Genomic DNA, 12245 nt, shown 5'->3' with positions numbered 1-12245 from the left:
CGAGGAACAGCACGTCGAGCAGTCCGGGACCGAACCCGTGCTGTTCGGCGAGAGTGTCGAGCGTGCGACCGCCGTCGAGCAGATGCGTAGCGAACGAGTGCCGCAGCACGTGCGGCGACACCGCGGCGGTGATACCGGCCCGCTCGGCGGCGTCCTGCAGCACCTGCCAGGCGCTCTGCCGCGACAGCCGGCCGCCGCGGGCGTTGAGGAAGATCGCGGGGGTGCCCCGTCCACGGCGCGCCAGATCCGGGCGCCCCCGCACGAAGTACGCGTCCAGCGCGGTGACGGCGGGTCTGCCGATCGGGACCAGCCGGTGTTTGCCGCCCTTGCCGCGCAGCAGGACCGAGCGCGCACGGGTGTCGACGTCGTCGATGTCGAGGCCGACCGCCTCCGAGATCCGGGCTCCGGTCGAGTACAGCAGTTCGAGCAGTGCCCGGTTACGCAGAGTGAGCGGGCTGTCGGCGTCGCTGTCGCCGCCCGCCGCCTCGAGCAGGGCGAGCACCTCGTCGATCGAAAGGCTCTTGGGCAGCCGCCTGCTCGGGGTCGGGGGCTTGACCTCCGAGGCGACGTCCAGCTCGGTCAGCCCCTCGGCGGCCGCGAAGCGGTGCAGGCCGCGGACCGCGATCAGCGCTCGCGCGGCAGAGACGGCCGACAGCGGAACCGTGCCGGCCTCGGCATCACCGCGGCGCAACGCCACCAGGAACTCGCTGACATCGGTCTCGGTCACCTTGGTCAGATCATCGACGCCGCGCGCAGTCAGGTGTTCGATGTAGCGACGCAGATCGCGTCGGTAGGAGCTCAACGTGTTGGCGGCCGCACCGCGTTCGATGGTCAGGTGGTCGAGATAACCCTGGACCTGACCTTCGAGCGCGGAGGTGAACGTCGTCACGGATGCCCCTGGCGGCGGCCGAACGAGGTGGGGCGATCGATCCACGGCGCGTCGACGTCCCGCAGCAACGCTGGGTCTGTGAGGGTGTGGGCGGCCAGAATGCCGCTCACCGCAATGGAATTCACGATCTCGCCGGTGAACACCAGGCGCACCGCCTCGTCGAGCGGATACCACCGCAACGTCAGGTCGGCTTCCTCGTCGTGGGCATCGGGGCGCCCGACGTCGGTCAGCCCGGTGGCCAGGTACACCCGCACGCTCTCGTCGCTGAAGCCCGGCGCGGAGTCCAGGTCGACCAGCACCCGCCAGTCGGTGGCCGAGAGTCCGGCCTCTTCCTTGAGTTCGCGCGCGGCCGTCACGTGTGGCGGTTCGCCGCCGAGGTCGAGCAGGCCGGCGGGCAGCTCCCAGAGGCGTCGCCCCAGCGGATGCCGGTACTGGTAGACCATCGCGATGTTGCGGTCGTCGTCCATCGCGAGCACCGCGACGGCGCCGTAGTGCTCGACGACCTCGCGGCGGGCGGTGTGCCCGCCGGGCATGCGGACCTCGTCGGCGCGCAGCGCGAAGATCTTCCCGACGTAGAGGGTTTCGGAGGCGACCGTCTCGAAGTCGTGGTCAGCCACGGGTCGCGGGCTCTTGCAGCAGGGCTCCGACCTCGTCGGCATGCTCGACGCCGTTGGAGCGCTGCTCGGGGATGTCCATGCCGGGGAGCCGCTCCTCCGCCTTGTAGTCGAGCGCCGCCCCGACGAACGCGACGAACAGCGGATGCGGCCGGGTGGGCCTGCTCTTGAGTTCGGGGTGCGCCTGGGTGCCGACGATGAAGCGATGCACGTCGCGCGGGTACTCGACGAACTCGACGAGGTGCCCGTCCGGGGAGGTCCCGGAGAAGCGCAGACCGCTCTCGGCGATGCGGTCGCGGTACTGGTTGTTCACCTCGTAGCGGTGACGGTGCCGCTCCGACACCTCGGTGGCGTCGTAGGCCTCGGCGACGATCGAACCTGCTTCCAGCACAGCGGGATACGCGCCCAACCGCATCGTGCCGCCGAGATCGGCCTCGCCGGCGACGGCGTCGCGCTGATCGGCCATGGTGGAGATCACCGGGTGCGGGGTGGTCGGATCGAACTCCGCGGAGTTGGCCTCGGCGATGCCGACCGAACGGGCCGCCTCGATCACGATGCACTGCAGGCCCAGGCACAGCCCCAACACGGGCAGGCCCCGCTTGCGGGCGTACTGGATCGCGCCGATCTTGCCCTCGATGCCGCGGATGCCGAAGCCGCCCGGAATGAGTACGCCGTGCACGTCGGCCAGTGCCGCGGCCGCGTCGCCGTCGACCTCGCAGTCGTCGGAGGCCACCCAGCGCATCTCGACCTTCGCCCGGTGCGCGAACCCGCCCGCCCGCAGCGCCTCGGCCACCGACAGGTAGGCGTCCGACAAGTCGATGTACTTGCCCACCAACGCAATTCGTACCGTCTCGTGCGGTTCGTGCACGCGCTGAAGCAGGTCGTTCCACTGCGTCCAGTCGACGTCGCGGAACGGCAGATTCAGCCGACGCACCACGTACGCGTCGAGTTCCTCGCGGTGCAGCACCTTGGGGATGTCGTAGATCGAGGGCGCATCGGGGGTCGAGATGACCCCGTCGATGTCGACGTCGCACATCAGCGCGATCTTGTTCTTCAAGGGTTCGGGCACGTCGCGGTCACACCGCAGGATCAGCGCGTCCGGGGTGATACCGATGCTGCGCAGCGCGGCCACCGAATGCTGCGTCGGTTTGGTCTTCAGCTCCCCCGACGGCGCCATGAACGGCACCAGCGAGCAGTGCAGGAAGAAACAGTTCTCGCGGCCCACCTCGTGGCGGACCTGCCGCGCGGCCTCCAGGAACGGCAGCGATTCGATGTCGCCGACCGTGCCGCCGATCTCGGTGATCACCACATCGGGGCGGCGACCGTCGACGTCCGGCGCGGCCATCTCGAGGATGCGGGCCTTGATCTCGTCGGTGATGTGCGGAATGACCTGCACGGTGTCGCCGAGGTACTCGCCGCGGCGCTCCTTGGCGATGACCGACGAATACACCTGTCCCGTCGTGACGTTCGCCGATCCGGACAGGTTGCGGTCGAGGAAGCGCTCATAGTGCCCGACGTCGAGGTCGGTCTCGGCGCCGTCCTCGGTGACGAACACCTCACCGTGCTGGAACGGGTTCATGGTGCCCGGGTCGACGTTGAGGTAGGGGTCGAGCTTCTGCATCGTGACCTGCAGGCCGCGCGCGGTCAGCAGCTGGCCGAGACTCGACGCGGTGAGCCCCTTGCCGAGCGAGGAGACGACGCCGCCGGTGACGAAGAGGTGCTTGGTGGCCGTCTGGGGGTGCTTGCGTAAGGGTTTCACTGAAAGGCACCTCCGTGACGACGGGCAGGGCTTACGTTCCTAGGCTGATTCCTAGTTTGGGGCCTGCCGACCCACGGAACCCCACCCTAACACCGAGGCCGACACCGCGTCGGTGACGCGCCGAGGGCCCGAGCGTCACTGCGGGACGGTGACCGACGTCGACCCCTGGCCGATGCCGTACTGGCCAGGCCGTCCGCCGTTGACCAGATCACTCAACGCCAGCACCGAGGTGATGCGCCCGGCCTCGGTGTCCACGTCGTCGACCGTGGTCACCGCCGAGGTCAGCGCGGGGTCCGAGCGGGTCACGGCGATCGCCGACGTGCCCGACGCCGAGCCGTCCCGGCCCACCAGCACCGTGCCCGTCCCGTGCGGGGCCAGCCCGCCGGCGAATCGGGCGACGGTGGCGCCGCGGTTACCGGCGTCGTCACCCAGCGGGCCGCCGGTCACGATCAGCGCGGTGTTCGCCGCGCCGACCCGGTCGCCGTAGGTGATGAAGCCGGTGTCGCGCAGCGTCGCGAGCACCGTTTCGCGCTGGGTGTCGTCGACGGTCTGCACCTTGGGGTCGCGATTGATCAGCAGCGCGATGCCCAGCAGGTCACCGGCCTGCGAGCCCTGGTCGACCGATGTCGTGCTCAACTGCTTGCCCGCGGGCACGATCGGTGAATTGACCACCGACAGCAGCTTCTCGGCGGCGTGGGCCTCGACGAACTGCGGTGTGAGACCCACCGTCCCGCTGACCGTGCCACCGGCCTGACCGACCAGTCGGGTCACCGCGTCGACATCGTCGTCGGAGGCGTCGGGTGTGCGGAAGAGCACCACCGACTTGTCGACGAACGTGTCACGCAGAATGCGCGGCGACATCTGGGCGTCGAACTCCCCTGCCGCACCGAGCTTTTCGTTGAGGCCGTTGCGCTCGTCGGTCAGGGTGTTGATCCGGTCCTGCATTTCGTGTTTGTCGTCGCGCAGACCCGAGAGCACGGTGTTGGACAGCAACCCCGAGCCGAGGGCGACACCGATGGCGAGCGCGAGGAACACCGCCGCGAGCGAAATCGCGTGTGTACGTAGGGATATCATCGGGTGCTCCTAGGTGACCCAGCCCTGGACCCAGAGCGAGAAGCGGTTCCAGTAATCGGCGATCCAGTCCAGCATCGCGGCATCGACGCGCGCCACCCACAGCGCGACGATCACCGCGATCAGTACGGCGAGCACCAGCAGCGCGATCGCGCCGCCCGACACCCGGCTGCGGTACAGCGTGGCAACGGCCTTGGCGTCGACGAGCTTCTCCCCGACCTTGAGCCGGGTCAAAAACGTTGACGGGTTGCTCTGCTGGCGGGCCCGATCGAAGAACTCCTCGATGCTCGCGGTGTGGCCGGCGGTGACGATCAGTGACGCACCGTGGTGATCACACAGCAGCAGCGCCAGGTCGGCAGCCGAGCCCGCGGCGGGAAACGTCATCGCCCCGACCCCGAGGTCCTGGATTCGTTCGAGCCCGGCGGCGTGCCCGTCGGCGTCGGCGGGAAGCACCACCTGCGCCCCGCACCGCAACACCTCGGCGCTCATCTTGTCGGGGTCGCCGACGATGAGTTGCGGCCGGTAGCCGGCCTTGCGGAGCACGTCGGCTCCGGTGCCGACGCCAACCAGCACCGGTTGGTACTCCTTGATGAACGGTTTGAGCGCCTTGAGGTCGACCGCGGCGTCGACGTCCTCGGCGACGATCACCACATGGCGCCGGTTGAGGTCGACGTCGATGTCGGGGATGCCGATCCCGTCGATCAGCAGCGGGCTCTCACTGCGAATGAACTCGATGGTGTTGCCGGCGAACGCCTCGAGGTGGGCCACCAGCCCGCTCTTGGCCTCATGCATCAACTCGTGGATCTCGTGGTCGGTGCGCTCGACGCCCTGCACGAGGCAGCGGTCGCCGGCGTAGACCCCGCCGTCATGCAGCCGCACCCGCGCGCCGTCCTTGACCTTCCTGAAGACGTCGTCGCCGGTGTCGTCGATCAGCGTGATCCCGTTCGCGACCAGAACCTCCGGTCCGAGGTTTGGATACCGCCCGGAGATGGACGGAGACGCGTTGACGACGGCCGTGACGCCGGACTCGACCAGCGCGTCCGCGGTGATCCGGTCCAGGTCGAGCGCGTCGATGACGACGATGTCACCCGGGGTGATGCGTCGCAGGAGTCGATCGATGTCGCGGTCGACCCGGGCCGTGCCGGTGATGCCCGGGCGTGAGCTGGCATTGCGAGATAGCAGCGCTGACATCTTCATGCGCCGATTTTGTCGAGATCAGCGCACTATCTGTCGGAGGCGCGCCGTATCATCTGTCCCTTTTGTCACACACGTAACAGCTCAGCGGAACGGTTCGAACAACTCCACGAGGTTGCCGGAGGGGTCGCAGACCAAGGCCTGCCGGCCGCCGCGGCCGGTGATGACGTCGGCACGCAGCGGCACGCCTGCCTCGGCGAGGCGGCTCACGGCGTCGTCAAGGTCGTTGACTTCCAACTGGATTCGGTTCCATCCGCCGGGAGCGGGACGGCTGCCGTCGCTGAGCGACTGCCCCGCGCCACCTCCGCCGCCGGGCGAGTTCAACAGGAGTCGCAACTCGTCGCGACGGAGCATGGCAAACCCGGGCCCGGGGCGCATGGCCACCTCGAAGTTCAACTGGTCGGTGTAGAAGCGGACGGCCGCGTCGACGTCGTCCACAATGTAGCGAACACTGGTGCTGGTCATAATCGCACCTCCTGACGTTTATGATACACCTATGTCCCAAAGTCGTCAGGGCGATCCGCGCGTCGAGCACTCCCGTAGGGCGATTCTGCGCGCCGCGCTCGATGAGTTCGCCGACGCCGGTTATTCGGGTTTTCGGATGGAGTCGGTCGCCACCCGCGCACGCGTAGGCCGCAGCACCCTCTACCGGCACTGGCCGGACAAGGCGTCGCTGATCGCCGATGCGCTCGAGACCCTCAACGTCCAACCGGACCCGGGCCGCGAGGCGCCCGCCGGGACGGCCCACGCGAGGGTCGAGATCCTGCTGGAGCACCTCGCCCGCGCTCTGAGCGAGTCCGCGGTCTCGGCCTGCATCCCGGCCCTCGTGCACGCAGCGGAAACCGAGCCGGAGATCCGCCGGTTCTTTCACACGTATTCGGCGCAGCGACGTCAACGGCTCACCGACACGATCGCGTCGGGTGTCAGCGACGGGGAGTTCCCCGCGCGCGTCGATCCCGAGGCCGCTTCGGTGGCGTTGTCGGGCGCGCTGTTCTACCGCCGGCTGGCGAGCGACGAACCCGCCGGCGCGGAATTCGTCAGGGCCCTGGTCGACACGGTGCTGGGCGGCTAATCGCCTTCAGCGCGTTCTTTCTGCGCGGCCTCCAGCAGTTCTCGGGCGTGGGCACGCCCGCTGTCCGACTCACCCAGCCCGGCCAGCATGCGCGCCAGCTCGGCCACGCGCTCGCCGTCGTCGAGGCGACGTACCCCGCTTGACTTCTTCCCGCCGTCTCCCCCGACGACGAGGTGCACGTCGGCGTACGCGGCGACCTGTGGCAGGTGGGTGACGACGATGACCTGATGGGTGCGGGCCAACCGACCCAGCCGACGGCCGATCTGGACCGCCGCGCGGCCTCCGACTCCGGCGTCGACCTCGTCGAACACCATCGTCGTGCCCTCGGCCGAGGCGGACAACACGACCTCGAGGGCCAACATCACCCGGGAGAGCTCACCGCCCGAGGCGCTCTTGTGCAGCGGCAGTACGTCGGTGCCGTGAGCGCTGAACCCGAACTCGACGTTGTCCACGCCGTCGCGCCCGGCGTGCACGGTCGCACCTGAGGGCAACACGACGGGCGCCGAGTCGTCGGCACGGGCCAGCAGCGGGCCAACCGACACGGTGAACACCGCGCCGGTCATGGCCAGCCCCGACAGTTCTGCGGTCACCGCTTTGGCCAGACCCTTGGCCGCTTTGGTGCGTGCCTTGGTCAATTCGGCTGCGGCGGCGACGGTTTTGGTCTCGAGTTCGTCGACGCGTCGCTGCAGGCCGGCGAGCGCTTCTTCAGACACGTCGAGCTGTGCCAGCCGGTCCCGGGACTCGCGGGCCCAGTCGAGCACGCCGTTGATGTCGGCGGCGTACTTGCGGGTGAGGGAACGCAGTTCGGCCTGGCGCGCCAGCTTCGTCTCCAGCGCGCTGGTGTCGGTCGGCAACCCCGACAGATAGGTGCCGAGTTCGCTGCTGACGCTGGTGATGACCGCGACGGCTTCGCTGAGCTGCTGGGCCAGCGCGGTGAGCGCGGTGTCACCCGTCGACTCGAGTGCCGACTTGGCCTGTGCGACACCGTGAGTCGCCGACATCGCGTCGGGCGTGGGGTCGTCGGGACCTGCGAGCGCGGCTCGAGCGACCTGGGCGGCATCGCGCAAGGCGTCGAGTTCGGAGAGCCGCCGGATGTCGTCGACGAGCGCATCGTCCTCGCCGGGTTGCGGTGCGACGGCATCGATCTCGTTGAGCCCGAACTTCAGCCGGTCGGCCTCGAGTGCCAGCTCGCGGGCCCGCTGGGTGCGGTCCAGCAGGTCGCGTCGCGCCGCCAGCCATTCCTCGCGCACGCGGCGGTACCGCTTCAACTGCGTTTCGACGTCGGCGAATCGGTCGAGGGCGCCGCGTTGTTCCTCGGGCCGCATCAGCCGCAGCTGGTCGTTCTGCCCGTGCAGGGTGAGCAGTTCGGCCGTGAAGCTGCTGAGTGACTTCGCCGGGACGCTGCGACCCCCGAGGTAGGCCCGCGATGGGCCGTCTCGGCTGACCGAGCGGGCGGCGATCACGCTGCCGTCGTCGTCGCGTTCGGCGCCCGAGCTCTCGAGGATCTCGTCCACCTGCGATGCCACGCCGTCACCGAGTTCGGTTGTGGTGAACCGTCCTTCGACGACCGCGCGGTTGGCGCCGGATCGCACCCGGGTGGCGTCGGCGCGGGCACCGCCGAGCAGGTGAAGCCCGGTGACCACCATCGTCTTGCCCGTCCCGGTCTCGCCGGTCAACACCGTGAAGCCGCGGTCGAACTCGGCGGTCGCGGTGCTGATCGCACCCAGTGACTCGATACGGATTTCGGAAAGCACTACTGACCGCGCCACCCCGTGACCGGCAACCGGAATTTGCGCACGAGGCGATCGGTGAACGGTGCGCTGTCGAGGCGCACCCACTTCACCGGGGTCCCACACCGGGTGACCTCCAGCCGTCCCCCGGCGGGCACCACCATCTCGCGGCGGCCGTCGCAGAACACCAGCGCGTCATGTCCGCTGGCTTCCACCTCGATCGCGATGGCGGCCTCGGGACTGGTGACCATCGGGCGGGCGAACAGCGCGTGAGCGTTGTTCGGCACCACCAGAATTGCCTCCAGCTCGGGCCACACGATCGGTCCGCCGGCCGAGAATGCCCACGCCGTGGATCCGGTCGGCGTCGCCACCAACACACCGTCACATCCGAACGACGACACCGGGCGGCCGTCGACCTCGAGGACCGCTCCCAGCACCCCCAGGCGGGGCCCCTTTTCGAGACTGGCTTCGTTGAGCGCCCAGCCGCGGTCGACGATCTCCCCGTCCACCCGCACCACGACGTCGAGCGTCATCCGCTCCTCGACGCGGTAGTCGCGGTTGACGACACGCTCGAGCACCGTGTCGATGGAGTCGGCCTCGGCCTCAGCGAGAAACCCGATGCGGCCGAGATTGACTCCCAGCACCGGAATTTCGACGTTGCGGGCGAGTTCGGCGGCGCGCAGAAAGGTGCCGTCACCACCGAGGACCAGGACGAGTTCGCACCCTTCGGCGGCGCGCTCCTGGGCGTCGACCACCTCGATCTCCACGCCGAGGGCGCGCATGTCGTCGGGCGACAGGTGAATGGGTCCGCGGTCGACCGCCTCGGCCGAGAGGACTTTGAGCCCGATTCCGTTGTCGCCGAGGGTTTTCTGTACGCGCCGAGCGACCTCGGTGACTTCATCGCGTCCGGTGTGTACCACCATCAGGATTGTGCGGTCGGCGTTCACTGCGGTCCTTCCGCGACGGCGGCGTGCACGGCGTCTTCGAGCTCCTCGCCCGTCAGCCCGGTGTCTTTTCGCAAATGCAGGAAGTATTCGACGTTGCCGGATGGGCCGGGAAGCGGGCTCGCGCTCACCGCGACGGGATACCAGCGCATCTCGGCAGCGCGGCGGGCCACCGAGAGGACGGCGTCGGCTCGTAGTGCCGGATCCGTGACCACGCCGCCCGCGCCGACACGGTCCTTGCCGACCTCGAACTGCGGTTTCACCATCGGAACGATATCGGCATCGGGTGCTGCGCACGATGTCAGCGCCGGCAGCACTGTGGACAGCGAGATGAACGACAGATCGGCGACGATCAGGTCGACTTGGCCGCCGATCGCGTCGGACGTCAGCTCCCGGACGTTGGTGCGCTCCATGACGGTGACTCGGGGGTCGTTGCGCAGTGACCAGGCCAGTTGGCCGTAGCCGACGTCGGCGGCGATCACCTCACGGGCGCCGCGGTCGAGCAGTACTTCGGTGAAGCCGCCCGTCGAGGCGCCGGCGTCCAGGCACCGCCTCCCGTCGACGGAGAGGGCGAAGGCGTCCAGGGCTCCGATCAGTTTGTGCGCGCCGCGCGACACCCAGGTCCGTTCGTCGGTGCCCTCGACGGTGAGGTTGGACGTGATCGCGACGGCGGTGGCGGGTTTGGCGGCCGGCATCCCGTCGATGCTCACCCGCCCCGCGCCGATCAGCTCGGCCGCCTGCTGGCGGGATCGGGCCAGTCCCCGTCGCACCAACTCGGCGTCCACTCGCGCGCGCCGTGCCACGGCGCTCAGCCCTTCTCGACCGACTCGAGCGCCTGCACGAGCACGTCGTGCGCCTCTTCCAACCGCGCCGCGAGCAGCTCGATGTCGGCGTCGGCCAGGTTGACGCCCTCCTGCGCGGGGTCGGGCAGGTCTGCCAGCAACTCCGCGATCCGGGCGCGAATCTGTTCGGGATCGGTACTCATGTCGAGCTTCACGCTAGCTGATTCGGCTGGGGAAGCAGGGACCACCGCTGCAGGGCCTGGTGCGCGGCGTCGTCACCGGCGCGGACGGTCACCGACTGGCCGTCGCTGCCGGCGTTCCACACGGCGTGGGCGGTGGCTCTTACCACCGATAGCGCATCGTCGGGGTCGTCGCCGGTGGAGTGCACGGTCACCGAGGTCGAGTCGGCGTCGACGCGCCAGGCGGGGTGGTGCCCGATGCGTAGCGCATCGGCCGCGGCGTCGAGCGATCGAAGGTCGGCGGCCAGATAGGTCGGCCGTTCGGATGCCCGGGCGCGGATGAGGTCGGCGGCGGTGCTGACGCCGGTGAGCACGAGCAGGCTGGGCAGCCCGGCGGCGTTGGCGCCGGCGATGTCGGTGTCGAGGCGGTCGCCGACCACCAGCGGCGCCTGAAATGTGCCGCGGGCCAACGCATCGGTGAGCAGCGTCGGCTGGGGCTTGCCCGCGACCTGCGGTTCGCGGTCGGTCGCCGCGCGCAACGCCGCCACCATGGAGCCGTTGCCGGGCAACAGGCCGCGTTCCGAGGGCAGCGTCAGGTCGACGTTGGCCGCCACCCAGAGCGCGCCGGCGCGGATCGCCAGGGCCGCTTCGGCCAGATCGGGCCAGCCGGTCTGCGGGGAGTGCCCTTGGACGACGGCAACCGGTTCGTCGGACCACTGTCGAACGGGTTTGAGGCCCACGCGACTGACCTCGGCGGCGAGCGCATCGGTTCCGACGACGAGAACTACTGCACCAGAAGGCAATTGGGAGGCGAGCAGCCGTGCGGCGCTCTGTGCGCTGGTGACGACGTCGTCGGCGACGGCACTGAAGCCGAGGGCATTGAGGTGCTCAGCGACGTCGGTGGGTTCACGCGAGGCGTTGTTGGTGACGTAGAGAGTCCGGGCTCGGATCGTCGCCAAGGTGTTGACCGCACCGACGGTGGCTTCGTGGCCACGGAACACGGTGCCGTCGAGATCGAGGAGGAGGCAGTCGTGCTGGTCGGCGAGTGCGGTCACCTCAGGAGAGCTCCGTGATGCGCTCTTCGGCGTCGGTCGCACCCTCGAGATCGGCCCTCGCGGCATTGATGAACCATTGCAGCGCATCCTCGTTGCGGCCAAGGGCGAGAAGCGTTTCGGCGTAGACATAGAACAGCCGCGCCGCGGTGTGTCCAGTGCGCGTCGCATCGAGCTGGGGTGTCGACAACAGCGCCAGGGCTTGTTCGTGTTGACCGAGATCCGAGCGGGCGCCGGCCACGACGATCCGCAGCTCGTCTGCGTCGTCGCCGGTGAGTTGGGCGGCTTCCGGGCTGCGAGCGAGTTCGATCGCACGTTCCGGGCGGCCGACCCCGCGTTCGCAGTCCGCGATCAGCGCCAGCAGAGACGATCGACTGCCCATCCGCCGAGCGGCGCGCAATTCGGCGAGGGCCTGCGCCCAGTCCCCGCAGTGGTAGGCGGCGATCCCGACGGCTTCGCGCACCGCGGGGATGCGGGCGGCGCGGGCGCGTGCGGCCCGTGCATGCTCGAGCGCGGCCTGCGGATCCTCGTCGATGACCTGGCCGGCGGCCACCAAGTGGCGGGCGACGAAGTCGGCGGTGTTGCGGTCCAGCGTCGTGAGTTCACCGCGGACATCGGGGGCGAGCTGCCTGGGTTCGATGCCGTCGGGTATCGGCGGACCGGATGACTGACGGGGCTCGCGTTCGGGCTTGGGTTGCGCCCTGCGGGCTCGGTTCGGACCGGAGCTGCGCGGTGCCGAACGCTGCGGACGGCGCCCGTCGGTGCCGCCCCTTCTGTCCTCAGCCACGTATGCCTTTCTACCCGATGGACGAGTCTCGCGATAATACGTAATAGATTGTCGCGAAATAGAATTACCCCCCACGCAATTGTGGGGGGTAATCCTAATTTGTGTTCGGCGGTGTCCTACTTTTCCGCCCGTGTGGGGCAGTATCATTGGCGCTGGCAGGCTTAGCTTCCGG

The 12245-nt window shown here is 69.1% G+C and carries 13 protein-coding genes; 1 reads left to right on the top strand and 12 read right to left on the bottom strand.

The window, feature by feature from the left end; genetic code table 11:
* From A5752_RS12285 to A5752_RS12260, 6 genes are all read right to left on the bottom strand, one after another.
* A partial coding sequence (locus A5752_RS12285; protein WP_082963854.1) for a site-specific tyrosine recombinase XerD occupies positions 1 to 889 on the bottom strand: 889 nt, incomplete at its 3' end.
* The gene (locus A5752_RS12280) at positions 886 to 1506 is read right to left on the bottom strand and encodes an NUDIX domain-containing protein (RefSeq protein WP_067085475.1); all 621 of its coding nucleotides are present in this window, start codon (positions 1504 to 1506) and stop codon (positions 886 to 888) included. The genes A5752_RS12280 and A5752_RS12285, both read right to left, overlap by 4 nt.
* A complete protein-coding gene (pyrG, locus tag A5752_RS12275; protein WP_067085473.1) occupies positions 1499 to 3262 on the bottom strand; it encodes a CTP synthase in 1764 nt (587 codons plus the stop codon). Before pyrG ends, A5752_RS12280 begins: the two co-directional genes overlap by 8 nt.
* Before the next feature lie 135 nt (positions 3263 to 3397).
* Positions 3398 to 4336 (bottom strand): copper transporter, encoded by a 939-nt coding sequence (locus tag A5752_RS12270; RefSeq protein WP_067085471.1) that lies wholly within the window; start codon positions 4334 to 4336, stop codon positions 3398 to 3400.
* A gap of 9 nt (positions 4337 to 4345) precedes the next feature.
* Complete coding sequence (gene steA, locus A5752_RS12265; protein WP_067085469.1) at positions 4346 to 5530, bottom strand: putative cytokinetic ring protein SteA; 1185 nt, start codon at positions 5528 to 5530, stop codon at positions 4346 to 4348.
* 81 nt (positions 5531 to 5611) lie between these two features.
* On the bottom strand, positions 5612 to 5992 hold the full coding sequence (locus A5752_RS12260; RefSeq protein ID WP_067085467.1) for a VOC family protein: 381 nt from the start codon (positions 5990 to 5992) through the stop codon (positions 5612 to 5614).
* A gap of 31 nt (positions 5993 to 6023) precedes the next feature.
* Here A5752_RS12260 and A5752_RS12255 point away from each other — a divergent pair, with 31 nt between their 5' ends.
* The gene (locus tag A5752_RS12255) at positions 6024 to 6599 is read left to right on the top strand and encodes a TetR/AcrR family transcriptional regulator (RefSeq protein ID WP_067085465.1); all 576 of its coding nucleotides are present in this window, start codon (positions 6024 to 6026) and stop codon (positions 6597 to 6599) included.
* Here A5752_RS12255 and recN read toward each other — a convergent pair.
* Genes recN through A5752_RS12225 form a run of 6 tightly spaced genes read right to left on the bottom strand, consistent with a single transcriptional unit; the run spans position 6596 to position 12073 of the window.
* Positions 6596 to 8353 (bottom strand): DNA repair protein RecN, encoded by a 1758-nt coding sequence (gene recN, locus A5752_RS12250; RefSeq protein ID WP_067085464.1) that lies wholly within the window; start codon positions 8351 to 8353, stop codon positions 6596 to 6598. The genes A5752_RS12255 and recN overlap by 4 nt on opposite strands.
* Positions 8353 to 9252 carry an NAD kinase gene (locus tag A5752_RS12245; RefSeq protein ID WP_067085479.1) on the bottom strand — a complete coding sequence of 300 codons (900 nt, stop codon included), beginning with the start codon at positions 9250 to 9252 and terminating at the stop codon, positions 8353 to 8355. Before A5752_RS12245 ends, recN begins: the two co-directional genes overlap by 1 nt.
* Before the next feature lie 20 nt (positions 9253 to 9272).
* Positions 9273 to 10076 (bottom strand): TlyA family RNA methyltransferase, encoded by an 804-nt coding sequence (locus A5752_RS12240; protein ID WP_067085462.1) that lies wholly within the window; start codon positions 10074 to 10076, stop codon positions 9273 to 9275.
* 5 nt (positions 10077 to 10081) lie between these two features.
* Entirely contained in the window at positions 10082 to 10258 is a 177-nt protein-coding gene (locus A5752_RS27740; protein ID WP_090277879.1) for a hypothetical protein, read from the bottom strand.
* A gap of 8 nt (positions 10259 to 10266) precedes the next feature.
* Positions 10267 to 11289 carry an HAD-IIA family hydrolase gene (locus A5752_RS12230; protein ID WP_067085458.1) on the bottom strand — a complete coding sequence of 341 codons (1023 nt, stop codon included), beginning with the start codon at positions 11287 to 11289 and terminating at the stop codon, positions 10267 to 10269.
* Position 11290: 1 nt separating this feature from the next.
* Positions 11291 to 12073 carry a tetratricopeptide repeat protein gene (locus A5752_RS12225; protein WP_231983390.1) on the bottom strand — a complete coding sequence of 261 codons (783 nt, stop codon included), beginning with the start codon at positions 12071 to 12073 and terminating at the stop codon, positions 11291 to 11293.
* Positions 12074 to 12245: the final 172 nt, after the last annotated feature.

Source organism: Mycobacterium sp. 852002-51961_SCH5331710, from assembly GCF_001665535.1.
Taxonomy (GTDB): domain Bacteria; phylum Actinomycetota; class Actinomycetes; order Mycobacteriales; family Mycobacteriaceae; genus Mycobacterium.
Note: the sequence above shows the minus strand (reverse complement) of the source record. Positions and strands in the feature narration are given on the sequence as shown.